At 72.6% G+C, this 24862-nt stretch carries 11 protein-coding genes (1 of these 11 running past the window's edge); 4 read left to right on the top strand and 7 right to left on the bottom strand.

Annotation, left to right across the window (positions count from 1 at the left end; genetic code table 11):
* Positions 1–34 precede the first annotated feature (34 nt).
* From AB0K17_RS06940 to AB0K17_RS06925, 4 genes are read right to left on the bottom strand one after another with little or no spacing between them, the layout of a single operon-like run.
* The gene (locus tag AB0K17_RS06940) at positions 35–940 is read right to left on the bottom strand and encodes a class I SAM-dependent methyltransferase (RefSeq protein WP_365964623.1); all 906 of its coding nucleotides are present in this window, start codon (positions 938–940) and stop codon (positions 35–37) included.
* A 53-nt stretch (positions 941–993) separates the two neighbouring features.
* Positions 994–1935 carry a hypothetical protein gene (locus AB0K17_RS06935; RefSeq protein WP_365982349.1) on the bottom strand — a complete coding sequence of 314 codons (942 nt, stop codon included), beginning with the start codon at positions 1933–1935 and terminating at the stop codon, positions 994–996.
* On the bottom strand, positions 1925–2944 hold the full coding sequence (locus AB0K17_RS06930; RefSeq protein WP_365964625.1) for an HEXXH motif-containing putative peptide modification protein: 1020 nt from the start codon (positions 2942–2944) through the stop codon (positions 1925–1927). Before AB0K17_RS06930 ends, AB0K17_RS06935 begins: the two co-directional genes overlap by 11 nt.
* A gap of 55 nt (positions 2945–2999) precedes the next feature.
* Positions 3000–4022 (bottom strand): HEXXH motif-containing putative peptide modification protein, encoded by a 1023-nt coding sequence (locus tag AB0K17_RS06925; RefSeq protein WP_365982348.1) that lies wholly within the window; start codon positions 4020–4022, stop codon positions 3000–3002.
* A 733-nt stretch (positions 4023–4755) separates the two neighbouring features.
* Here AB0K17_RS06925 and AB0K17_RS06920 point away from each other — a divergent pair.
* From AB0K17_RS06920 to AB0K17_RS06905, 4 genes are all read left to right on the top strand, one after another.
* On the top strand, positions 4756–5748 hold the full coding sequence (locus AB0K17_RS06920; protein ID WP_365964627.1) for a helix-turn-helix transcriptional regulator: 993 nt from the start codon (positions 4756–4758) through the stop codon (positions 5746–5748).
* A gap of 115 nt (positions 5749–5863) precedes the next feature.
* Complete coding sequence (locus AB0K17_RS06915; RefSeq protein ID WP_365982347.1) at positions 5864–6631, top strand: carotenoid oxygenase family protein; 768 nt, start codon at positions 5864–5866, stop codon at positions 6629–6631.
* Between the two features lie 150 nt (positions 6632–6781).
* Complete coding sequence (locus AB0K17_RS06910; protein ID WP_365982346.1) at positions 6782–7882, top strand: hypothetical protein; 1101 nt, start codon at positions 6782–6784, stop codon at positions 7880–7882.
* 23 nt (positions 7883–7905) lie between these two features.
* Positions 7906–8424, top strand: a complete 519-nt coding sequence (locus AB0K17_RS06905) for a hypothetical protein (RefSeq protein WP_365982345.1) — start codon at positions 7906–7908, stop codon at positions 8422–8424.
* Between the two features lie 181 nt (positions 8425–8605).
* On the opposite strand, the gene AB0K17_RS06900 is transcribed toward AB0K17_RS06905, so the two are convergent.
* The 3 genes from AB0K17_RS06900 to AB0K17_RS06890 form a co-directional block, all read right to left on the bottom strand.
* Complete coding sequence (locus AB0K17_RS06900) at positions 8606–10324, bottom strand: mycolysin (RefSeq protein WP_365982344.1); 1719 nt, start codon at positions 10322–10324, stop codon at positions 8606–8608.
* Between the two features lie 470 nt (positions 10325–10794).
* Positions 10795–19881: an SDR family NAD(P)-dependent oxidoreductase gene (locus AB0K17_RS06895; protein ID WP_365982343.1), complete on the bottom strand. Its 9087-nt coding sequence runs from the start codon at positions 19879–19881 to the stop codon at positions 10795–10797.
* Positions 19878–24862, bottom strand: partial view of an SDR family NAD(P)-dependent oxidoreductase gene (locus AB0K17_RS06890; RefSeq protein ID WP_365982342.1) — the 3' portion only. Its footprint extends 1918 nt past the window's final position; 4985 of the gene's 6903 nt are visible here — the last part of the coding sequence; the start codon falls outside the window, past its right edge; the stop codon is at positions 19878–19880. The genes AB0K17_RS06895 and AB0K17_RS06890 overlap by 4 nt, the downstream gene beginning before the upstream one ends.

Here is a 24862-nt window from a genome sequence, read left to right as displayed (position 1 = left end):
CGGACTGTACTGGTCTATCAGCGGGCGGTGTTGGTCACGGTGTGCGTGCGGCGGCGAGTCCGACCAGCGCGAAGGGGCGGTCGATGGAGTCCTGGCAGTCGCTGAGGACGTAGGCACGGACATCCTTCTTCACCGCGACGCGTGCGCCTTCGTTCATGCGGCGGAAAGCGCCGTAGGATTCGAGTGCGGCGACAAATCCTTCGGCGTTGTAACGGCGCTGTTCAAGCTCGATCTTGATGGTGACGGGGCCGAACATGTCCTGGACGGGGACCTGTGCGGCTTCCAGGGGCTTACCGAATTCCACGAATTCCAGGGCTTGGCCGATGGATTCGCCATAGGCGTGGAGGCCGCTGGACAGTTCTTGGGCGGTACGGGTGCCGAAGCGCGGGCCTTTGTGATGCGGGGCGTGGCGGGTGAACAAGGCTCTGATCTCCGTGCACCGCTGTTCCCAGGCATTGTCGCCGATGAGTTCGCAGTAGGTCACGAAGGCGAGTGTGCCGCCGGGTTTGAGTAGGTTCCGGGCCAGCCCGTACGAGCGCGTGGGGTCGGTCCAGTGGAAGGCCGAGGCGGAGAAGATGCAGTCGTACGGTCCGCCGTGTGTCCAGTCTTCGAAGTAGGACTCGTGGACGTCGACGTGGCTGTGCGAGGTCATGCGTTCGCGGGTCTGGCGGCAGAGCGTGGTGCCGGGTTCGATCGCGGTCACACGGGCGAAGAGTTCGGCGAGGCGGGCAGTGGCCTGGCCTGTTCCGGCGCCCACTTCCAGCACGTGTGCATCCGGTGCCTGGATCAAGGGGCTGGTCAGTGATGCGATGAACTCACCCGGGTAGGAGGGCCGTCCGGCGGAGTAGATGTGCGAGAGGGTTTCGAAGGAGTCCCCGCGCTCACGCCGGTCGAGGCCAAGCTCGATGGGGGGTGCCGGCTGATCTTCTATGCTGGGCATTCTCGGCTCCTTGTCCTGTTGGCTCAATGCGCGGGAGCCTACCGGCCCGGCGCTCAAGTGAACGGATCCGGCGGCAGGTTGCGGCTGCGGGCCCGAAGAGTGCTGGTGGTCTCCATGCTGTGGGACATGGCGCGGACCAGGCATGCGCCATCCCACTCGATGAGCGGGTAGAAGGTGATGTCGTCCCCGGGTACGTCGAACGGGCGACTTGCGCCGGCCTGTCCCTGCATCAGCCGGGTTGCCATGTGCTGGGCCCGCGGGGCGTGCAGGTCTCCCCGCAGGGAGGCGTACCGCTGTCGTGAGGCGTGTGTGGTGTAGCGCGGGGTCTTGCCCTGCCACACGCCGTCGAACACCATGACCGCTTCCCCCAGTGCGTGTTCGGTGGCGTCGTGCAGGGCGTCGCGCACCGCGGAGCCGGTGACAAAGATCTGGCTGCGTGCGTCGTGCCAGGTGGCGAGGGCGAAGAAGCCCAGCCGGCAGGGGAAGCTGTAGGTGTGCAGTCGGCCTGTGGTGACGCAGGTGTGTTCGGTGATCCGGCTGGGGATGGGCGTGGTGCCATACCAGATCGCGGCGAGTAGGGCTCTTTCGAGCAGTTCGCGTTCGGCTGCTTGTTGCGCGGCCTCGACGGTGGTGTGGACGGCGAGTCCGGTGGCGTCCTGGCCTGGGCGGTAGGTGTCGTGCCAGGGCCGGGGAACGATCTGCTCGAAGGTGTGCGTGGCGACGGGGTTGCCGCCTTTGATGCGACCGGTGATGGACCGGCCCAGACTGCCGGAGAGCTCGGCGACCATGAGTAGTCGTTCGTAGGTCTCCCACTGGGCCGACCGGCGGGCCTGTTCGGGGGTGCGGGAGCAGCCGAAGCCGAGTGCGCTGTGCTGCTGTCCGTCGACGGAGAAGGTGAGGCCGGCGGAGACGCTGAGGAACTCCGGCGCGCAGGCGGCGGCGTGTTCGTGCCGTCTGACCGGCAGCCGATGGAGGTCCTCAGCGTTACGCAGCAACGATCTCCTTGCAGGAGGCCGCCACGGTGTGGCCATGAGCGGTGAGGTCGGCGTGCTCCATGACGGTCGCGTAGCCCATCTGGAAGCGTTTCAGGGCCAGGTCGCGTGCTGCCCGTGCGGTGGGGGTGGCGACGGCACCCGCGTAGCGGGTCAGGACGCGGTGGACGCGGCTGAGGACGAACATGGCGTGGTAGATGCCGTACAGAGGTCGGCGGTCGCTGCGGATGGGGGCCTCGTGGCGGGCAGTGAAGCCGTTGGTGAGCAGGGGGTCGCGGCTCATGAGGGCGTGCAGCAGGATGTGCGAAGCCTCGTGGACGAGGTGCTCCAGAAGGAAGACGGTCCAGTCGCCCTGCTCGCGGGGGTCGGGGTAGCGCAGGTACATCTGCCCCCAGTAGCGGAGGCTGGAGATGCCGGTGGTGGTGGAACCGGTGATGGCAGGACGGCGGAAGAGGCGAACCGTGGCGACAAGTTCGCTGAACTCTCCGTGCATGGCAGGATCGAGCTCGCGCAGGGCTGTCAGAGCATCGTCGATGCGTCGGCGGCCCTGGTCGAGTTCGGATGCCGGGACATCGGTGATTTCGACGACTTCGTTGAGCCGGGAGCGGGGGCCGTCCTTGCTCAGCAGGAAGGCGGAGGCTTCGGCATCGGCGAGGTCCCAGCGGACCGTGTCGACGGTGAAGGCGGGGCGGTAGCACTCCCCGGTATACCCGGTCCGGGCGAGCCGGCCAAGGGCGGTCAGAACACCGCCGGGCTGCTGGGTGCGCAGGGCACCTTGCAGCATCCAGTGCAGGGTGAACAGGTGTGGGTTGAGCCGGCGGGTCGGGGCGATGTGGCGCACGGTGCGGGAAGCGGCCGCCGCGGTGCGGGGCAGCAGGGGCGCCGCGGAGGCGATGTACTGGCCGAGATCACGAACGAGTGTCTCGTTGACGTGGTGCCGCAATGCCGGGATACGCGCTGCTTCGGGTTGCGCCGTGAACAGCGTGTCCGCCTCGGATTCGACGATGGTCACGTGAGGTCTCCGGTAGTGGGGCCGGTGTTCCAGTGCTTGAGGAGGCCGGATTGCCCTACAGCTCGGCTTCGACGAGCTCGCGGCAGGAGGTGAGGATCGTGCGCCCGGCCTCGGTCAGCTCAGCGTGCTCGATGATGGTGGCGTAGCCCTTGTGGAAGCGCGCCACGGACTCGTCCCGGATGGCCTTCGTCGCGGCGCGCGGGTCGGCCTTGGCGTGGCGGGAGAGCACGCGAGAGATGCGGCTGAGGACAAAAGTGGCGTGGTAGATGCCGTACAGGGGACGGGCGTCCTTGCGGATGGGTGCCGAGTGGCGGGCTTCGAAGGGGTTCTGCAGCAGCGGGTCGGCGCTCATGATGGCGTGCAGCATCAAGTGCGAGGACTCGTGGACCAGGTGGTCCAGGAAGTAATTCATCGGCTCGGCGGACTCGGCACCCGCATCCGGAAAGCGCAGGTAGTTCATGCCCCAGCAGCGAGAGCTGGTGGCTCCGCGAATCACGCTGCCATGCACCAGGCGGAGGCGGGAGACCAGTTCGTGGAACTCGTCGTGCAGCTCGCCGTCCAGCTCGCGCAGAGTGGCCAGGGCCTGGGAGACCCATGTACGGCCGGTGGTGAGCTCCTCCCCGCTGACGGGAGCGACTTCGACGAACTCGCCGCGGTCGGAGCGGGGACCGTCCACGCCGGTGAAGAAATTCGCGGCTTCGGCATCGACGACGTCCCAGCTCATTGTCTCCACCTGGAAACGGTCGCCGTAGCAGTCGTCGTCGACGCCGGCCTGGGCCAGGCGCCCGAGGGCGGCGGAGACGGTGCCGGGCTGCTGGCTGCGCAGGCCCGCGCTCAGCTGCCAATGCAGCGTAAACAGCAGGGGGTTGAGCTTACGTGTGACGTCCAGTTCCTCGACCGTCTTGGCGGCGGCTGCGGCGCTGTGGGGAAGCTGCTGCGCTGCGGCGGCCACGTAGGCGCGAAGGTCGGTGACGAGGACGTCGTTGATGCTCTGGCGCAGGCGTGCGGCTCGCGCGCGGTCGGGCTGGGCGCGGAAGAGTGCTTCGATGTCGGCCGGGGTCGCTACTGCAGTGCTCATGGACTCTCTCCTTACGGGCGTTGGGCGACGCGTTGGGGCTGGGTGGCACGAGGCGAACTCGTGCCACCCAGCCCTGGACCGCTGATCAGTCGGACTGCATCAGCTGCGAGGAACGGGACAGGTAGCTGTCCGGGATCTCCCCGAACGTGATCTCGGCCGACTCGACAGCCTCGGTCTGGATCTCGTTGTTCTCCATGTGCTGTTCACCTCTCAATAGAATGAATTTCTTTGGTTGAAGAGTTCTGCCCTCACTGCCGGCGTGCAGACGTGCAGGCGGATTTTCATCCGCCTTCCTCAGTCGGTGGTTTTGGGCTGCCCTCCTTCAACGCATTTGATTCTGCGCGGTGATGAACAGGCCCACCAGAGTGATTGGATGGCATAAAAGAGTCGTGGCACATCCGTGCCTACTGCGGTCTTTGGATACGCGGGACCGGCTACCGGGCGCGGCGCGACAGATGTTGCTCGGGAGCGCAGCCGACGTGGTCGAGGCCGGTTCCAGCAAGGGGCGCTTCGCGTGGTCAGGGCCGGGGGCCCCGGGCCGGCATGCCTGCCGCCCACCCCGTTGTACGCAAGCACCGTGCCGCTCGTCCATGAACCGGGGAGTGCGGCGGCCACCCGGACAACTATGCACGTACCAGTGCTACGTGTGCTGAAAAGCGTCTCTTGCCGACCACACATATCTCGTAGACTGCCGCGTCGGTGAAACCGATCACCGGGGGCAGCGGGGAGAAGCATGCTCGACTCACTCGGCCTGCAAGGGCCTGCTGAAGCCGTCTACCGCGCGATGCTGCGCGAGCCAGGCATCACCACAGCCGAAGTATCCGCAAGTCTGGGCATGGAAGAGGGCGAGGTGCGACGTGCTCTGGACACTCTCGCCGATCTGGCCCTGATCCGAAGATCCTGGCAAGACCCCTCGACCATCCTGCCCGTGAACCCCGAAGCGGGACTGAAGGCGCTCATGGCCAAACGGCAGGCCGAAGTCACCCGGCGGCAGTTGGAGATCGAGCAGATACAGGCGGAAGCGGCACAGCTCGTTGCCGACTACACCTCGGAGTTCTTCTTCCGGTACGGACAGGAGATTGAGCGGCTCACCACCGTCGAAGCCGTCAGGCACCGCATCCATGAGCTGGTGCAAAACGTCGAGGACGAGACGCTGGCCTTCGCCCCCGGTGGGCCTCAGACACCCGAGAACCGGGCCGCGAGCCGCCCCCTCGCCATGTCGGTGCTCGGCCGTTCGGTGTCCATGAAGACCATCTACCTCGAGAGCATCCGCAACGACCCGGGCAGCGTCGAGCACGCGCGCTGGCTCGTAAGTATGGGAGCCGAGACACGCACCGCCCCCTACCTGCCCGCGCGCATGCAGATCCTCGACCGCAAAGCAGCCCTGCTCCCCCTCAACCCCGAGGACAGCTCCCAAGGGGCCGTCGTCGTAAGAGAACCGGGCATTGTCGCCACTTTGTGCGCCTTCTTCGACACCGTCTGGAGGACAGCGACTCCAATGGCCGAGGCCAAGCCCCGAAGCCACGAGCCGTTCTCCCCTCAGAACAGGCAGCTGTTGCAGCTTCTCGCGCAGGGACACACCGATGAAGTAGCGGCCCGCAAGCTCGGCATATCCCTGAGAACCGAACGGCGCATGATCTCGGAACTCTCCGAACGCCTGGGGGCAAAGAGCCGCTTCCAACTGGGTCAGCGCGCTACCCAGATGGGTCTCCTGGACTCGCGATGAGCAGCAAAAGCGCGTGACAACCGTCATCGGCGATGCGCCTCCACCGAACCCGGACAGCCGAGCCGCCAAGCCGGTGAGCGAGGCGACTGGTCCCGGAGCAACTGCAGGTGGGAAGGTGGATCGCCACCTGGAGTGCGGCGAGTTTCTCTTCGACGCCCCTGTGGTGTTCAGCGCCGCCCATCTGCCGACCGGGGTCCGCTTCGTCGGGGACGACTCGCACCAGGCGCGCGTGGGTGTCATGCCGCGCGCGGGAGGCGAGGTGCGGTGGTTCGAGGTAGCGCCGAGCCTGGTGGGGCACACCCTCAACGCCTACGAGGACGGCACGGACGTCGTCGTCGACATCGTCCGGCACCCCGAGGGCTTCGACATCAGGGGCTTCGGCGGCAGCCGCCCCACCCTGGACCGCTGGCGGGTCGACCTTGCGGCGGGAAAGGTACGGAAGGACCGGCTCGACGACCGCATCCGGGAATTCCCCCGGGTCAACTCCCGCTGTGCCGGACGTCCTTACCGCTACGGGTACGCGGCCGCCGTGGAGCTCTACGCGCCGCCCACCGGCCCCGGGGATCCGCGGCCCGACACCGGGTTCAGCAGCGCTCTGCTCAAACACGACCTGGTGCGCGGCACCGCCGAGGCGCACGAGTTCGGCCGGTTGGGGGCCGTCGGGGAGGGCGTGTTCGTTCCCGCGGAGTTGCCCGTCGCCGAAGACGACGGATACGTGATGGCGTACGTCCACGACCCCGAGCACGGCGCGGCGGACCTGGTGATCCTTTCCGCCCAGGACTTCACGGGTGAGCCGGTCGCCTGCATCCATCTGCCCGTTCGGGTGCCGCTCGGGCTGCACGGCAACTGGGTCCCCGGTGACCCGTGGGGTCCGCGTCCGTAGCGGATGACCTCCTGAGCGCCCGGGACACCACCCGCGGACACCGGGGGCGCCAACTCCCTTCGAACGGCGGCCGGTTGTCGAATGCGGTGCTACAGTCATCGGCCTGTCGTGCACATGACGTTCACACGACGTCCGGCACTAGGGGGAGTCTTGCTGCCTGCAAGTCGTCAACTCGTCACCATCGTTGCCGCCGCGACCAGCCTTGTCCTCGCCTGCGCACTGCCCGCCGGTGCGGACGGACCCGCGCCCTCGGCGAGAGCCGGGGACAAGAATGCGGTCCTGTCCTTGGACGAGTCCTTCCGCACTCCGCAGAACGCCGCCCAACGCGACTGGCTCACCAAGCAGAACACGCTCGCCGCGAAGGTCGGCTGCGAGGTCGGCCGGCAGACCGCGGACCGGCGCTCGTCGTGTTTCGTCGAGTTCATCCCCTTCAGGGTGGTCCAGCTCCCCAGCGGCAAGGAGATCGGCCGCGGAGTCATCGGCTCCGGCAACACCACCCAGCTCGACTACAAGTCCAGCACCTACGTCCAGGACGTGAACCTGGGCCTCGTCCAGGCGTCCGGCGTGGCCACCCTGCTGTCCCGGGCCAAGGTCGCCGTGGACTGCAAGGCGTCCTCCGGCGGCGGCTGCACGGTCACCGGTGGCGGCGGCGAGCAGTGGCTCCGCTACCCGGCGCAGAACCAGCACTTCACCTTCAAGGTGACCTCACCCGGCAAGAACATCAGCTACCACCAGCCGCCGGTGAAGGTCACGGTGTCCAACCTCGCCGCGCCGAACAAGCTGACGCGCAAACTGGGCGACACCGCCCAGGTCCGCTGCGACAGCGAGCCCGTCGGCAGCGGCACCGGGCGCGGGTGCGTGAACTGGACCTACGAACCCACGTACACCCTCGACACCCACGACCCACGCATCACCCAGGTCGCCTGGCACGTGTACTGGGCGCAGAACAACCTGCGCTTCAAGTGGGGCCTGCAGGGCAAGGGACGGCCGCTGCACCACCTGTCCGACGTGGACCTCCAGAGGTACAACCGCCAGGTCGCCTGCCCGCGGGGGAAGTACCCCGGGAAGAGCTGCGACGAGTACCCGTTCGCGGCCACCTATGAGGGCGCCGGGCTCAACTCCGACTACTCCACCCACGCGGTGCCCCTGAACCAGAACACCACCGAGGGAGGGTCCGAGTACCGCGGCAAGTTCCTGCGCGAGAACCGGATACTCGACCACGACGCGTACTGGGTACACGTCAAGCGCTGACCGCCGGAAGAAGGAAGCCGCCGATGCCGGGACCCCTGCGGGACGTACGCGCCCGCCTGTTCGTCGCCGAAGGCCAGTACGTGATCGTCGGCGACGAGGAGCGGGTACCCGGCATCCGGCAGCCCGTGGCCACCGGCGTGATCATCGCCGCCCCTGACGGCGCCCTGCTCCTGCCCGGCATGAACACCGGCGACATCTGGGTGCGCGCCGAGACCTGGGCCGCGGCTCCCCCGCTGGAGCTGGCCGGCTGGGACGACGTCGTCGAGGTGAGCTACCCCGCCACGACGGAGGCCCGGCTCTGCGCGGGGGGCGGCGGCGCGCACGAGGCCCTCCCGGATCTCGCCTGGGACGGACCGGGCACCTACCGGCTGCGCGTCAGCACCCGGGGCAGGGATGCCGGGGCCGCGGCCGACTGGCTCGACGACGACGAGGACCCCGTCGAGGAACACCGCATCCAGTCCTGGCCCGCACCCGCGTCACCACCCGCCGTGCACCAGGCCACGGACGAGCTGGGCGCCTATTGGCGCAGCGCCCCCGACTGACGGTTCCGGCCGCCCGGCTGCCGTCGCAGGACGTGACGGTGCACGGCCCCGGCGAAATTCCCGCGGCCACGACGAACACGGACCGGGCCGACAGGCGGCCCGGTCCATGGGTCTGCGTGCGCAGCCGACAGCTCTCCCTGCTGATCAGCACTGATCAGCGTCGATCAGCAGGGAGGGACTGTCAGTACCAGATGGTGTGCTTCCAGATGATGTCGCGGGCCTTCGTGCCCGTGTCCAGGCCGTGGGCGGGCCGGTCGGTGACGAAGTACTCACGGAAGCTGGACTGCGGGTTCCGGGACATCATGGTGTTGCTCTTCGTCCAGCCGCCGTCGACCTGGGACCACAGGTCGACCAGCGTGGTGGCGACCCGGGCCTCGCAGGCGTCGCCCGGGTCGATGCCCCTGGTGGAGCGGTCATTGGCGAGGTCCAGCGAGCCGCCGTTGCCCCAGTAGTAGGTGGTGTCGTTGAAGGTGTGGAACGCCACCGCGTTGGCGAAGCCCTCGGTCCAGGCACAGCTGGTGGAGGACGTGCGGTCCACGTAGTGGGGCGAGCAGTTGCTGACCTGCGGCCACCAGCCCTTGTAGAGCTTGCCCTGGAGGGCATGGCCCGCCTCGTGGACGGTGGTGTGCTCGGAGTCGGGGTCGTTGTCCGCGAGGTGGATCTTGTCCTCGCCGGTGTTCCAGTACGTGCCGTCGGTGGAACCGGGGTACCACTGGACGGTGATCGGGGTGCAGCGACCGTCCTGCTCGCTGCTGGCCCAGCAGTTGGTCGTGGAACCGCGGTTCCACCACAGCTTGTTGAGGGTGTCCAGGGCGTGCCAGGCGCGGCTCTGGGCGTCGTTGGCATACACGTTGCCCAGGCTGGTGCTGCGCGAGATGTTGTTCAGCGCGTAGGAGGACGTGGCGTAGGCGCCACCGTTGGCGCCGACCACCGACCACATCCGGCCGGCCTTCGTCTGGAACTCCACCCAGGCCACGGAGGTGACGGAGGTGGTCGGCGTGTAGCAGAGGTTGAACTTGCCGTCGCCGTTGCCGGTCATCCCCGTGGCGAGCTTGAGCGTGTCGCCGTTGGCGGTCGGCTTGCCCCACAGCGTGACGTTGGCGTTGCTGACGGGTTCGTCCCGGTTGGCCTTGGCGTTCCAGCTGCCGCCCTCGGCGGACTGGAAACGGTTGCGGAAGGTGCCGCTGACGCAGACCTGGGCGCGCGCCGCCGGAGCGGAGGCAGTCGCAGCAGGGGCGGGGGCCGGGACCTTGGGGTCGACCTCGCGCGGCTTGCGGGTGCCGGGGCCGGGGTCGGCGACCTTGGTCGAGCGGGCCGTGGAGACCGAGATGCCCTTGTCCGTGGAGCCCTTGGACGTACCGACGGTGAGTTCCACCGAGTCGTGCCCGGCGCGGCGCGGATCGGGGTGGTCGATGTCGCTGATGTCCGCCTGGATCTGTGCGGGCCCGGCTGCGACGGCCTTGACCTTGAGTTCGACGCTGCGGGTGCCGGGGGTCAGGGCGAGCTTCCGGCTGGTGCGCTGGCCGAAGGCGTCCGTGGTGGGCGCGGCGAGGCCGGCACCCTTGTCGACTATTCGCAGTGCGGGTGGCAGTTGGACGGACAGACCGGCGTTCTTGACATCGGCCTGCGCCTTGATGTCCACGGTGAGGGTGGCCTGCTCGCCGACGGCCGGCAGGCGGTCGAGGGAGGCGTTGACACCGAGGCAGCTGAGCGGCGCCTCGGCGTTCTTGTCCGCGGAGCGGATCGTGCACGTCCCGCTCGGGGCGGCCGGGCTGTCGGGGGCGCTGGTGCCGAACGCGGTCGGTGCGACGACGACGGCCAGGCAGGCAGCGACGCCGGCCAGAGCGGTCAGAGGAACAGGCTTTAAAACCCGTCTTTTCAAGGCCCGTTTTCCGGACATGAGCAAACCTTTCTGCGGCGCTCACGACCCGGACCTGGCCGATCAGATCCGGGCGGTGGGGAACCGCTGTGGGGGAGTTGCGCACTGCCCCCCAGGGCGCCGATGCGTTCCGCCCATGGATGAACCACTGGCCAAAGCAGCACTCTGAGTGACAGCGGCCGAAACCATAACACTGCGGTTCGCGCATGCCAACGCCTGACCAGATGTCGTGGCCCCGCTCAACTAGCGCAACAAGCTGGGACATTGCGCCACAATCGACCACCGGCATCCGTGAGCGCATGTTCGGGGAGCACGGTCCGAACCGCGTCAGCCGATTACGGCATGTGACCGCAGGGCAACATCGGACTCGACGCTCTGCTCCTCCACACGGAAGGGGCGCTGTCCGTCTCGGAGTTGAACAGAATGGCCCGCTGAAACGCCGGGAGCCCGCCCTTGCTGAGATGCAAAGGCGGGCTCCTGCGACGTATCGGTCAGCCCATGTCGGCTGCCAGGCGGTCGACGACCAGGGCCGTCAGGTCGCTCGGTGTCGGGCACTCGTACAGGACGTCCGCGGGCCAGTCGAGGCCGGTGAGGGTGTTGAGGTGGTCACGGAGTTCCAGGGCCGCCACCGAGGTCAGGCCGAGGTCGAAGAACTCGTCCTCGGCACCGATCTCCGACGCCGACTCGTGGCCCAGGACGGCGGCCGCGAGACCGCGTATCCCGTCGAGGACGGCGTCCGGCCACTGCTCCTTGGGCAGATTCCTCAGGGCCGCCCGCAGTTCGTTGTCCTCGGGCGTCGACTCCGGCGCGGACTCGGGCGTCGACTCGGGCGCCTCTTCCACAACAGGGATGACCAGGGGCTCGGGCTCGGTTGCCCGCGCCTCCGCGGCGACGCGTACCGCCCGCTCCCCCGTCGCCAGCGCCCTGCGCAGCCCCGCCACGGCGGCGCGGGCGTCGAGGGCCGGGTCCACCGCCACCGCGAGGCGGGTGCGGTCGTCCCCAAGGAGGATGGGCGGGTGGTCGCCGACGGCGACCAGGGCCACCAGTGGTGCCTCGACGTCGTCGAATCCGCAGCCTTCACGCACGATCGCCGCTGTCAGCGGCACCGAGCCGTCGTACGCGACGGCCCCCGGCGGGCAGGGTGCGTCACCGGCAACCAGCAGGCGGGCACCCGACTTCGTCACGGCTTCGGCCAACGCCGCCGTCAGCTCGTCCGCCGGGCCCGCCACCAGGACGTCGCCCTCGGGCCGCCAGGAGCCGGCCGGCTCCACGGGCTCGTACGTGCGCACGACCATGCCGTCCGGGCGGATCCACGCCTCCCGGTGGCCGGCGGCGATCGCCGCGCAGAGCCGGGTACGGGCCGCGGCGTCCGTCCGCTGCGGCAGGTGGACGACGTGGTCGCACCCCGCCGGTACGGCACCGCCGTCGGTGAGCGCCCAGCGGGGGACGCCGGCCTCGGCGACCGGTTCGGCGCCGGGAAGGGCCACCACCACATCCGACCGCCGGTCACCGCCGGACCGTACGCGGGCGCCGTGGCGCACGAGCGCGCCGGCGATCGTGTCGGCCAGGTCGTCGTCGGTCCCGGGCAGGAGCAGGATGTCCAGCGGAAGCATGACATCAGCGGCATCCTGGACCGGCTGCCACTGCGCCCGCTCCAGGTGCGCGGTCGCCACTCCCGACCGCAGCCTGGCCAGGGCCGCCAGCACCTGGGCCGGTGACTCGTCGCCCTTGAGGTCCAGCAGGTCAAGGGCCGTCGACACGTCCTCGTTCTCGATCGCCGACCAGAGCGGGTCCTCTTCGGGGGCCACTGCGGGGGCAGGAGCATGCGCCACCTCCGGCCAGTACGGGCGGCTCTGGAACGCGTACGTCGGCAGCCGCACCCCCTCCCCCGGCCGGCCGGCGTGAACGGCCCGCCAGTCGACGTCCACGCCGTGCGTGTGCAGCAGGCCCAGCGCCTCCGTCGCGGTGCGCACGTCGTCACGCTCCCGCCGCAGCAGCGAAACAGGGCGCACCGGCACCTCCGACAGGCACGCCTCGGCTGCCGGTGCGAGCACGGCGTCGGGGCCCACCTCCAGGTACGCGGTGATGCCCGTCTCCTGCGCCTGCCGTACGGCGTCGGCGAAGCGGACCGCCAGGCGCAGCTGGTCCACCCAGTACTCCGGGGTGTCCATCGCCCGCTCGGTCGGGACGGTCGGGATCACCGGGATCCGGGCCTGTCCGAACCGCACCGTCTCCGCAACCGTCCGGAACTCCTCCAGCACCGGCTCGACGTGCGCCGAGTGGAAGGCGACGCCCACGCGCAGCCGGCGCGTGCGGTGGCCGCGCTCCTCCAGCTCCCCGGCGACGGCCAGTACCGCCTCCTCGTCCCCGGACAGGACGACCGCCCGGGGGCCGTTGACCGCGGCGATCTCCACGCCATCGCGGCCGGCCAGTGCCGCCGACACCTCCTCCTCGCCCGCCCGCACCGACACCATCGCCCCGGTGGCGGGCAGCGCGCCCAGGACCCGGCCGCGAGCGGCCACCAGAGCCACCGCGTCCGCCGGCGGCAGCACGCCCGCCGCGCACGCGGCCGACAGCTCGCCGATCGAATGGCCGATCAGCGCCTCCGGCGCGACACCCCACGACTCCAGCAGCCTGAACTGCGCCACCTGCAGGGCAAAGAGCCCCGCCTGCGTGTACTCGGTACGGTCCAGCAGGTCGTCCCGCTCGAAGACCACCTCGCGCAACCCGGCCTCCAGGCCGGTGTCCTTGAAGAGCGCGCACACCTCGTCGAAGGCCTCGGCGAAGACAGGGAACGTCTCGTACAGCCCCCGGCCCATGCCCACCAGCTGACTGCCCTGACCGGTGAACAGCAGCGCCAGCCGCTGCCGGCCCGCCATCGCCCGGCGCACGCCGTCGGCCGTGCGGCCGGCCGCCAGGGCCTCCAGCGCCGTACGCAGCTCCTCCTCACTGCCACCGGTCACCATCGCCCGGTGACGGTGGGCGGCCCTGGTCGTGGCCAAGGCCCGTGCGACCTCGGCAGGTTCACCGCTTCCGCTCTCCAGCAGCCGCTGCGCCTGGGCGCGCAGCGCCTCCTCCGAGCGCGCCGACAGCAGCCACGGCGTCCCGGCCAGAGCACGAGCAGCCGTCTCCCCACCCGCAGCAGGCGCCTGCTCGATCACCACGTGCACATTGGTGCCGCTGATACCGAACGACGACACACCCATGCGTCGCGGCCCGCCCGGCTGCTCCGGCCAGGGCTGCGCCGACGTCAGCAGGTCGACGTCGCCCGTGCTCCAGTCGACATGCGGGGAGGGCTCGTCGATGTGCAGGCTGCGCGGCAGCAGACCGTGCCGGATGGACAGGACGGCCTTGATGACGCCGGCGATACCCGCCGCCGCCTGCACATGGCCGAGGTTGGACTTCAACGAACCCAGCCGCAGCGGTTCCGGCCGGTCCTGGCCGTAGACGGCCAGGACGGCCTGCGCCTCGATCGGGTCGCCGAGAGCCGTGCCCGTACCGTGCGCCTCGACGGCGGCCACGTCCGCCGGCCGCAGGCCACCGGCCGCGAGGGCGGCCCGCATCACCTGCTCCTGCGCACGGCCGTTGGGAGCCGTCAGACCATTGCTCGCCCCGTCCGAATTGAGCGCACTGGCGCGCAGGACGGCCAGCACCTCGTGGCCGAGCGCGCGGGCCCGCGACAGGCGCTCGACGAGCACCACGCCGACGCCCTCGCCCAGCGCGGTGCCGTCGGCGGCAGCCGCGAACGGCTTGCACCGGCCGTCGGCGGCCAGGCCCCGCTGGCGGCTGAACTCCACGAACGGCACAGGAGTGGACAGCACGGTCACGCCACCGGCGAGCGCGAGCTCGCACTCCCCCGCCCGGACCGCCTGGGCAGCCAGGTGCAGGGCGGTCAGCGACGACGAGCACGCCGTGTCCACGGTGACCGTCGGGCCCTCCAGCCCGTACGTGTACGCCACCCGCCCCGACAGGACGCCGCCGCCGACGCCGGGGGCGAGGAAACCCTCGGCGGCCGCGTTCTCCAACAGCCGGCCGTAGTCCTGGTACATGGCGCCCACGAACACCCCGGTACGGGTACCGCGCAGGCTGGTGGGGTCGATGCCGGCGTCCTCGCACGCCTCCCACACCGTCTCCAGCAGCAGCCGCTGCTGCGGGTCCATGGCGACGGCCTCACGCGGCGAGACGCCGAAGAAGGCCGCGTCGAAGGCGGTGGCGCCGGTCACGAAGCCGCCGTGCCGGACGTAGGAGCTGCCGGCGGCCGCCGGATCCGGGTCGTACAGGCACTCCAGCGGCCAGCCGCGGTCGTCGGGGAAGGGGCTGATGCCGTCGCGTTCCCCGACCAGCAGCTCCCACAGGTCGTCCGCCGAGCGGACGCCGCCGGGCAGCCGGCAGCCGATGCCGACCAGCACGACCGGATCGTCGCCGTCCGCAACGGTCGTACGCGCCACCGCGGCAGCCGGCACCGGGGCCGCGCCCGCGAGCAGCTCGTCCAGGTGGCGCGCCAGCGCCTCCGGGTTCGGATGGCTGAAGACGAGGGTGGCCGGCAGCCGCAGCCCGGTGGCCGCAGCCAGCCGGTTGCGCAGTTCGACGGCGCTGAGGGAGCCGAACCCGGCGTCCTTGAACGCCCGCGCCGGGTCGACCAGGTCGGGCGAGGGGTGGCCGAGCACCGCGGCCGTGTGGCCGGTCACCAGGTCGAGCAGGACGCGCTGCCGATCGGGCCCGGACTTCCCGGCCAGGCGGACGGCGAGGTCGGAGCCGGCGGCCGGCCCGCCGGGGGCGGCGCTGCGGCGCGCCGGCGCCCCGGCCAGGTCGCGCAGGGGGGCGGGCACGGCCTCGCCCTGGGCGCGCAGGGCGGCCGAGTCGATGCGGATGGGGGCGAGCACCGGCTCGCCCGAGGCCAGCGCGCCGTCCAGGGCCGCCAGCGCATCGGCGCTGGGCAGCGGCAGGAACCCGGAGCGGCCGAGGCGGTCGCGGTCGACGCCGTCGGTCATGCCGCTGGTCGCCTCCCACAGACCCCACGCCAGCGAGACGCCGGGCAGCCCCCGGTCGTGCCGCAGCCGGGCCAGGGCGTCCAGACCGGCGTTGGCCGCGGCGTAGTTGGCCTGGCCGAGACCACCGAGGACGCCGACGGCGGAGGAGAACAGCACCAGCCGCGCCCCGGGCAGCAGCTCGTGCAGGTGCAGGGCCGCGTCCAGCTTCGGCGCGAGCACGTGCCGGAGCCGCTCCACAGTCAGGTCGGTCACCAGGCCGTCGTCGAGGACGCCGGCGGCGTGCACGACGGTGTCGAAACCGGCTCCCTCCACGAGCTCCGCCAGCGCGGCGCGGTCGGCGACGTCGCAGGCGACGACGTCCACGGTGGCGCCCGCTGCGGTCAGTTCGGCGGTGAGGTCGGCCATGCCGGGTGCCGTGGCGCCGCGCCGGGCGGCCAGCACCAGCTCCCGTACGCCGTGGGTGTGCACCAGGTGCAGGGCGACGAGCTGCCCGAGCGTGCCGGACGCACCGGTCACCAGGGTCCGGCCCGGATCGCTGCCCCCCTCGGCCGGCTCGGGGGACGTACGGGTCAGTCGCACCACGCTCGCAGCACCGGCTGCCAGCGTGATCTGCGGTTCGCCCGCGGCCAGCGCGGAGGGAATCGCCGCCAGGGTGGCGTCCTGCTCGTCGGCCAGCTCCAGCAGCAGGAAACGGCCGGGGTGTTCGAGCTGCGCGGAGCGCACGAGGCCGGCGACGGCGGCCTCCGCCACGTCGTCGTCGGCCCGGCGGGTGACGACGACGAGCGTCGAGGCGGCCGCCGCCTCGTCGGCCACCCACGCGTGGACGAGCCGCAGCGCCTCGGCGACGGCCTCGGCGGGCTCGCCGCCCGGGGCAGGGACCAGGACGTACGGGGCGGCCTCATCGCTCACCGGCCGCTTCAGCAACCGTGCCAGTTCCGCCTCGCGCACCACGTAGTCGTCCGCCGCGCCACGCGGCAGCGGCCGCGGCACCCGCACCGGGCGCAGCAGGTCGCCGCGGTCGGGCAGGCCCAGGGCGCCGGCGGGCAGTTCCCGCAGTACCAGGGACTCCACCGAGGCGATCGGGGCCCCGGCGGGGTCGGTCAGGGTGATGCGTACGGCGTCGGGCCCGGCGGCGGCCAGGGTGACGCGGACGGTGTCCGCGCCGCGGGCGTGCACGCGCAGGCCCTGCCACTCGAACGGCAGAGACGGCCGGCCACCCTCCCCGGTCAGGAACGAGCCGAGCGCCACCGGGTGCAGGCAGGCGTCCAGCAGGGCCGGGTGGAGGGTGAAGTCCCCGGGTTCGCCGCCCGGCAGGGCGACCTCCGCGTACAGGTCCCCGTCGGCGCCGCGCCACAGGGCCCGTACGCCGCGGAACGCCGGACCGTACTCCAGGCCCGCCCCGGACAGCCGCTCGTACAGCGCCTCGACGTCGAGGGGCTCCGCGCCCGGCGGCGGCCAGGCCGCGGCCTCTCCCCCGGCCGGCGGCTCCTCGCCCACCGGCCGCAGGACGGCGGTGGCGTGCGTGGTCCACTGGCCGGCGCCGGTACGGGCGTTGAGGGTCAGCCCCCGGGAGCCGTCCGCGGCCGCCTCGGTGATGTCGGCGCGCAGCCGGACGTCGGCGTCCTCGGGCAGCACCAAGGGGGTCAGCAGGGTGAGCTGGTCGACGACCGCGCAACCGGCCTCGTCCGCCGCCCTGGTGACCAGTTCGGCGAGCCCCGCGCCCGGCAGGACGACGTGCCCTTCCACGGTGTGGTCGGCCAGCCACGGCTGGGTCGCCAGCGACAGCGCGCCGGTCAGGACGAGCCCCTCGGCGCCGGGCAGGGCGGCACGCAGGACGGGGTGGTCGACCGCATCGAGCCCCAGCGCCGTCGCCTCACCGGCGGCCGCGTCGGCACGCAGCCAGTACGGCTCGGTGACGAACGCCGTCGTGGGCAGCTCGACAGCGCGCGCACCGGGCCACACCGCGGACCAGTCGGGCCGTACGCCCTTGACGTGCAGCTGGGCGAGGGCGGTGAGCAGCTGGCGGCGGCCGCCCTCGTCCCGGCGCAGGGTGTGGGCGACGGTGGTGTCGGTGCCCAGGGCGTCGACGGTCTCCTGAACGCCGGTGGTGACAACCGGGTGCGGGCTGACCTCCAGCAGGGTGGCGCAGCCGCGCTCGACGAGGGCGGTGACGGCCTCGTCGAAGCGCACGGTCTCGCGGAGGTTGCGGTACCAGTAGTCGGCGTCGAACGCGGATCCCTCATCGCTCCCGTCGATCCAGCGACCCTCCACGGAGGAGAAGAAGGGGATCTCGGGGGCGCGGGGGCTCACCGGGGCGAGGGCGTCCAGCACCTCCTCCCGCACGGCCTCGACGTGGGCGCTGTGCGAGGCGTAGTCGACGTCGACGCGCCGGGCCCGGACGCCGTCGGCCTCGCAGGCGGCGAGGAGTTCGTCGAGGGCGTCGTCGTCGCCGGCGACGACCACCGAGGCCGCGCCGTTGACCGCGGCCAGCGACAGCCGGCCGTCCCAGTCCTGCAGCCGGGCGCGGGCCTCGTCGGCCGGCAGGGCGAGCGACATCATGCCGCCGCGGCCGGCTATCGCCGTCAGCGCCTTGCTGCGCAGGGCGACCACGCGGGCGGCGTCGTCGAGGGTGAGGGCGCCGGCGACGCAGGCGGCGGCGATCTCCCCCTGGCTGTGGCCGGCGACGGCCGCCGGCCGGACGCCGAGCGCGCGCCACACCTCGGCGAGGGCGACCATGACGGCGAAGAGGGTGGGCTGGACGACTTCGACGCGGTCGAGGGGCGTCTCGCCGCGCAGCACGGCCCGCAGGTCGAAGTCGATGTACGGGGCGAGGGCGGCCTCGCAGGCGGCGATGCGCTCGCGGAAGACCTCGTCGGTCTCCAGCAGGCCCACGGCCATCTCCCGCCACTGCGAGCCCTGGCCGGGGAAGAGGAAGGCCACCGGGCCGGACGGGCCGGTGGTGCCCTCCACGACGGCGGGCGAGGGGCGGCCCGCGGCCAGGTCGCCCAGTGCCGCGAGGAGTTCGCAGCGGTCGGTGCCGAGGACGGCCGCGCGGTGCTCGTGCGCGGCGCGGGTGGTGGCCAGGGAGTGGGCCACGTCGCGGGGGTGGAGCCCTGGGCGGTCGGCCAGGAAGGTGGCGAGTGCGTCGGCCTGGGCGCGCAGTCCGGCCTCGGACCGGCCGGAGACGGGCCACAGCCACGGCCCCGCTGCATCGTCCGCCGAACCCTCGGGCGCTGCCGTCCCCTCGACCGCGGGCGGCTCTTCGAGGACGACGTGGGCGTTGGTGCCGCTGACACCGAACGAGGAGACGGCCGCCCGGCGCGGGGCCTGCCCCGCCGGCCACGGCACGTCCTCGGCCAGCAGTTCCACGGCGCCGGCCGACCAGTCGACGTACGGGCTGGGCGCGTCCAGGTGCAGCGTCCGGGGCAGGACGCCGTGGCGCATGGCCATGACCATCTTGATGATGCCGGCGACGCCCGCGGCGGCCTGGGTGTGGCCGAGGTTGGACTTGATCGACCCCAGGCGCAGCGGCTCGGTGCGCTGCTTGCCGTACACGGCGAGGACGGCCTGGGCCTCCACCGGGTCGCCCAGCGGGGTGCCCGTGCCGTGCGCCTCCACGGCGTCGACCTGCTCGGGGGCGAGGCCGGCGTCGGCCAGGGCCTCGCGCAGGACGCGCTGCTGTGCGGGCCCGTTGGGGGCGGTCAGGCCGTTGCTGGCGCCGTCGGAGTTGACGGCGGTGCCACGGACGACGGCCAGCACCCGGTGGCCGGCGGCCAGCGCGGTCGACAGGCGTTCGACGACGAGGACGCCGACGCCCTCGGCCCAGGCCGTACCGTCCGCGGCGGCCGCGAAGGGCTTGCAGCGGCCGTCGGGAGCCAGGCCGCGCTGGTGGCTGAACTCCACGAACGCGGTGGGCGTGGCCATCACCGTCGCCCCGCCGACCAGGGCCGTGTCGCACTCGCCGCGGCGCAGCGCCTTCACGGCCAGGTGCAGGGCGACCAGCGACGACGAGCAGGCGGTGTCCACGGTGATGGCCGGGCCGCGCAGGCCCAGTTGGTAGGCCACGCGCCCCGAGACGACGCTGCCCGCGCCTTGCGCGCCGGGGTAGTCGTGGTGCATCACGCCGGTGAACACGCCGGTGCGGCTCTCGCGCAGCACGGTCGGGTCCAGGCCGGCCCGCTCGACCGCCTCCCAGGAGGTCTGCAGGATCAGCCGCTGCTGGGGGTCGGTGTGCAGGGCCTCCTTCGGCGAGATGCCGAAGAAGCCGGCGTCGAACGCGGCGGCGCCGTGCAGGAAGCCGCCCTCGCGGACGTAGGTGGTGCCGGGGTGGTCGGGGTCGGGGTGGTGCAGGGCGTCCAGGTCCCAGCCGCGGTCGCGCGGGGAGGGTGTGATGCCGTCGCGGCCCTCGGCGACCAGCGTCCACAGGTCCTCGGGGGACTCGACGCCGCCGGGGTAGTGGCAGGCCATGCCGACGATCGCGATCGGTTCGGTGGACCGCTCGCGGACGTCGCGCAGGTGCTGCCGGGCCGTCTGGAGTTCCGCGGTGACCCGCCGCAGGTAGTCGCGGAGCTTGTCCTCGTTGGTCATCGGGTGTGGTCCTCCAGCCCCGGCAGGGGGGTGCCGAGCTCGGTGTCGATCAGGGTGAAGATCTCGTCGTCGGTGGCGTCGTCGAAGGTGACGACGCCGGCGAGAGGGTCGCCGGCCGCCGGTGCGGCCGGCCGCGCCAGCCGGTCGAGCAGGCCGCGGACGCGCTCGGCGGCGCGGTCGCGGGCCGCCTCGTCGCTCGCCGCGTCGGCGAGGGCGGCGGCGAGGCGGTCGAAGGCCGCGAAGAGGCCCGGCAGGTCGCCGCCCTCCGCGCCCGCGGCCTCGCCGGCGAACCGCTCGTCCAGGTGAGCGGCAAGGTCGGCCGGGGTGGGGTGGTCGAAGACCAACGTGGCCTCCAACGTCAGGCCCAGGGCCGCGCCCAGCCGGTTGCGGAACTCGATCGAGCTCAGCGAGTCGAAGCCCAGCTCCTGGAAGGAACGGTCGGGCTCGATCGCGGCGGCTCCCGCATAACCGAGGACGGCCGCGGCGTTCTGCCGCACCAGCGTCGAGAGCCGGACGCGCCGCTCGCCGGGGGCGAGACGGGCGAGATCGGCCGGGCCGGTGCCGGCCGCGGGGGCGGCCTGCGCCGGCGCCGACGGCACCAGCTCGCGCAGGACGTGCGGGACGACGGCAGCAGGGCCGGGCACGAGCCGTACGGCGGTGACGGCCGGGTGCTCCGCGGCGAGGGCGGCGTCCAGCAGACGCAGGGCGGCGTCGGCGGGCAGCGGGGCGATGCCGCCGCGCGCGAGCCGGTCGCGGTCGGCGGCCATGCCGTCCTCCAGCGCCCACGGCCCCCAGGCCACGGAGACGGCCCGGCCGCCCGCGGCGACGCGCTCGCCGGCGAGGGCGTCGAGGTAGGCGTTGGCCGCGGCGTAGTTGCCCTGGCCGGGGCCGCCCAGCACGCCCGCGACGGAGGAGAACAGCACCAGTTCGGCGTCGGGCAGCAGGTCGTGCAGGTGGGTGGCGCCGTCGACCTTGGGGCGCAGCACGCGCTCCAGGCGCTCGGCGTCGAGGGCGGTGACGACCCCGTCGTCCAGGACGCCGGCGGCGTGGACGGCCAGGGTCACCTGCCGGCCCGCCAGCAGGGCGGCCAGAGCCGTGCGGTCGGCCACGTCGCAGGCCGCGGCCTCGATGCGGGCGTCCAGGCCGGCCAGGCCGGCCGGGAGCCGTCCGCTGCGGCTGGCCAGCAGCACGTCGCGCACGCCGTACTGCTCGACGAGGTGGCGGACCACCGGTACCGCGAGCGCACCACTGGCACCGGTGACCAGCACCGTGCCGTGGCGGCGCGGCGCGGCCGGGGCCGCGGCGGCGGGGGTGCGCACCAGGCGGGCGCCCAGGACGCGCCCGTCCTGCAGCGAGAGTTGGGGTTCGTCGGAGCCCAGGGCGCGGGGCAGCGCCGCCAGGTCGCCGGCCTCGACGAGCGTGAACCGCCCGGGGTGCTCGGACTGGGCCGAGCGCACCAGACCCCAGGCCGCGGCCGTGGCGACGTCGGGCCGGGTGGCGACGAGGACGAGGCGGGAGGCCGCGTACCGCTCGTCGCCCAGCCACTCCTGCAGCAGGCCCAGGACCCGGCCGGTGAGGGCGCGGACAGCGGCGGGTGCGGTCCCGTCGGGGACGACGGGCACGACGACGACCGGCGGAACCTCCGTCAGTGCGGACGGCTGCGATGCCCGCAGCACCTCGGCGCCGGACGCCTCCAGGGCGTCGCCGGCACCGTCGGGGTCCGGGCCGAGCACCGCGTAGCGGACGTCCGGCCGCGGCTCGGGCACCTCCACCGGCACCCAGGTGATGCGGTGCAGCGGGTCGGCGGGGGCGCCGGCACGGCGCAGGAGCACCGAGTCGACACTCGCCACGGGTGCGCCGGCGTCGTCGGTGAGCCGCACCTCGACCGCGTCGGGGCGCAGGTGCACCATCCGTACGCGGGCGGCGGTCGCACCGGGGGCGTGCACGCGCACGCCGGACCAGGCGAAGGGCAGGTACGGGCGGTCGCCGTCGAGCGTCGCGGCCAGCGCCACGGTGTGCAGGGCGGCGTCCAGCAGCACCGGGTGCAGCCCGTGCGGCCCGGCGTCGCCCCGGGGGACGACGACGTCGGCGTGGACGGCGTCGGCGGTGCGCCAGGCGCGGCGCAGGCCCTGGAAGGCCGGACCGTAGCCGGTCAGGGTCTCGTACAGCCGCGTGACGTCGACCTCTTCGGCGTCGTCGGGCAGCGGCGGCGTGTGCGGGGCGGCCGCGTCGTCGGGGGCGAGGGTGCCGGTCACATGGCCGGTCCAGGTGCCGTCGACCAGGGCGTGGATCTCGAAGGACCGCTGCCCGCCGGGCCCGGGCGGGGCGGCGACGAGGCGCAGTTCGGCGTCCTGCGCGGGCAGCGGGGTGTGGGTGACGAGCTCGCCGACGCGGGGACAGCCGAGCCGCGCACCGGCGTGCAGGGCGAGGTCGACGAAGAAGGTGCCGGGCACGAGCACGGTGCCGTCCACGGTGTGGTCGGCCAGCCACGGCTGGGCGGCGGCGGAGATCCGGGTGGCGAAGACGTGCCGGTCGGGCAGTTCGACGAGCTCGGCGAGATCATCCGTAGTGCCTGTCGGAACGGCCGGGGCGGTCTCGATCCAGTGCCGGTCGCGGGCGAACGGGTAGCCGGGCAGCGAGAGCCGGCGCGGGGACGCGGGCGCGGGGACGGTGATCCCGGCGCCCTCGACCCAGGCGCGGGCCAGGGCATGCAGGTCCTCCCCGGCGGCCGGCGCGGCCGTACGGCGCCGCCGGCCGCGGTACACGCCCTTGCCGGTGCGCAGGGCCTCGGCCAGCTCGGCGGCCGTGGTGGCCACGACGGCGAGGCGCTCGTCGAGGTGGTCGCGCCCGGCCCACAGGGTGAAGGCGAGGGCGGCCGGGTCCACGGCCGGGACCGTGGAGGCGGTCTGCGCGAGCCGCTCGGCCAGGGCGGCGGGAGTCGTGCCGGCGTCGACGGGCAGCCGGACGCCGAAGACCTCCTCGATGCGGTGGGCGAGTGCGGTCAGCCGCGGGTAGTCGAGGCCGAGTTCGGCCAGCGGTTCGCGGGAGTCGGCGGGGAAGCCCACGACCTCGGTCAGGACCTTCTCCAGGGCGGCGGCCACGTCCGTACCGGCCGGGCGCTCCAGGTGGGCAAGCAGCTGCGCGACCTGCTCCTCCAGCCGGGCGGTGTCCTTGGCGGAGAGTACGAACAGCCGCGGCCGGGGCGCCTCGGGGGCGGCGGCCTCGGCGGCGGGTCCTGCGGCCAGCACCACATGGGCGTTGGCGCCGCCGGCGCCGAAGGAGCTGATCGCGGCGGTCAGCGGGGCGCCCTCCCGCGCGGTCCAGGGCTCGGTGGCACGCTGGACGCGGAAGCGCGAGGCCTCCCAGTCCACGGCGGGGTTGAGGGGATCGGCGTGCAGGGACGGCACGAGCTCGCCGTGACGCATCTGCAGGACGACCTTGGTCAGGGCGGCGATGCCCGCCGCGGACTCCAGGTGCCCGATGTTGGACTTCACGGAGCCGACCGGCCAGGGGCCGCGGCCGGCACCGGCATCGTCGAAGGCCCGTTCCAGCGCGGTGATCTCGATCGGGTCGCCCAGGCTCGTCCCGGTGCCGTGCGCCTCGATGTAGCCGACGTCGGCCACGTCGACGCCGGAGGCCGCCAGCGACGCGCCGACGAGCTCGGCCTGCGAGACCGGGCTGGGCACGGAGAAGCCGCCGGTGTGCCCGCCGTGGTTCAGCATCGTGCCCCGGATGACGGCGTGCACGTGGTCGCCGTCGCGCAGCGCGTCGCGCAGCGGCCGCAGCAGCACCACGCCGACGCCCTCGCCCGGCACGTAGCCGTCGCCGCCCGCGCCGAAGGCCCGGCAGCGGCCGTCGGTGGACAGGAAGGACGCCTGGCTGAGCAACAAGTACTTGTTGGGGTGCACGTGCAGGTTGACGCCGCCCGCCAGCGCCGCCTCGCACTCCCCGCGCCGGATCGCCTCGACCGCGAGGTGGATCGCCGTCAGCGACGACGAGCACATGGTGTCGAGCGCGATGCTCGGCCCCTTCAGGTCGAGGAAGTACGAGACGCGGTTGGCGATCGAGGCGCTGAAGGAGGACGGCACGAAGCCGGGCTCCTCGCGGACGCCGTGCAACTGGTACTGGTTGTACATCACGCCCGCGAACACACCGACGGCGCGCCCGCGCCAGGACGACGGCGCGTGCCCCGCCTCCTCGAAGGCGTGCCACGCCTCCTGCAGGAACAGCCGCTCCTGCGGGTCGAGCACGGCGGCCTCGTTGGGCGAGATGTGGAAGAACGCGGCGTCGAACTCGTCGACGCCGTCGACGAAGCCGCCCCACCGGCCGTACGAACGGCCCGGGACGCCCTTGGTGTCACTGTGGATCGCCGAGTGGTCCCAGCGGTCGGCGGGCACCTCGGTGATGCAGTCCCGGCCCTCGCGCAGGTTGGCCCAGAACTCGTCGAGCGTGCGGGCCCGGGGGTAGCGCCCGCTGATGCCGACGACGGCGATGGCGTCGTCGTCCGCTTCCGGTGCGGGCACAGGAGCAGGCGCCGGCTCGGGCTCGGGCTGTACGGGCACAGTGGGCTCCGGCGTCGCCGGCGTGAACTGCTCGGTGATCCGCGCCGCGTCCCCCACCAGGGCCACCGCGTGCGGCCGGCCGCTGCCGACGGCGCGCAGCATGATGTCCACGGCGGTCGAGGTGTCCATGGCCGTCAGGCCCATGCTGCGCAGGGCGCCCGCGTCCAGCGGCATGCCGCCGTCCGCCCAGCCGGGCCATCCGATCGAGACGACCCCCGGCCGCGCTTCCGCGAACCCGTCGAGGAAGCCGTTGGCGCAGGCGTAGTCGGCCTGGCCCCGGTTGCCCCAGGCGGCGGCCGTGGAGGAGCAGAGCACGAGGAAGTCCGGGCCCAGGTGCCGGGTGGCCTCGTACAGGTGGCGGGCCCCGGCGGCCTTCGGCGCGAGCACCGCGCGGACGTCCTCGGCACTCTTGCCGGCGA

It is taken from the genome of Streptomyces sp. NPDC049585, assembly GCF_040675615.1.
GTDB lineage: Bacteria > Actinomycetota > Actinomycetes > Streptomycetales > Streptomycetaceae > Streptomyces > Streptomyces luteosporeus.
This window is presented reverse-complemented; position numbering and strand designations above follow the sequence as displayed.

Excerpts from the sequence above, each read along its gene's own strand:
- AB0K17_RS06905 (WP_365982345.1), top strand. The coding sequence starts at position 7,906 with ATGCCGGGACCCCTGCGGGACGTACGCGCCCGCCTGTTCGTCGCCGAA.
- AB0K17_RS06895 (WP_365982343.1), bottom strand. The coding sequence starts at position 19,881 with ATGACCAACGAGGACAAGCTCCGCGACTACCTGCGGCGGGTCACCGCG.
- AB0K17_RS06940 (WP_365964623.1), bottom strand. The coding sequence starts at position 940 with ATGCCCAGCATAGAAGATCAGCCGGCACCCCCCATCGAGCTTGGCCTC.
- AB0K17_RS06925 (WP_365982348.1), bottom strand. The coding sequence starts at position 4,022 with ATGAGCACTGCAGTAGCGACCCCGGCCGACATCGAAGCACTCTTCCGC.
- AB0K17_RS06900 (WP_365982344.1), bottom strand. The coding sequence starts at position 10,324 with ATGTCCGGAAAACGGGCCTTGAAAAGACGGGTTTTAAAGCCTGTTCCT.
- AB0K17_RS06920 (WP_365964627.1), top strand. The coding sequence starts at position 4,756 with ATGCTCGACTCACTCGGCCTGCAAGGGCCTGCTGAAGCCGTCTACCGC.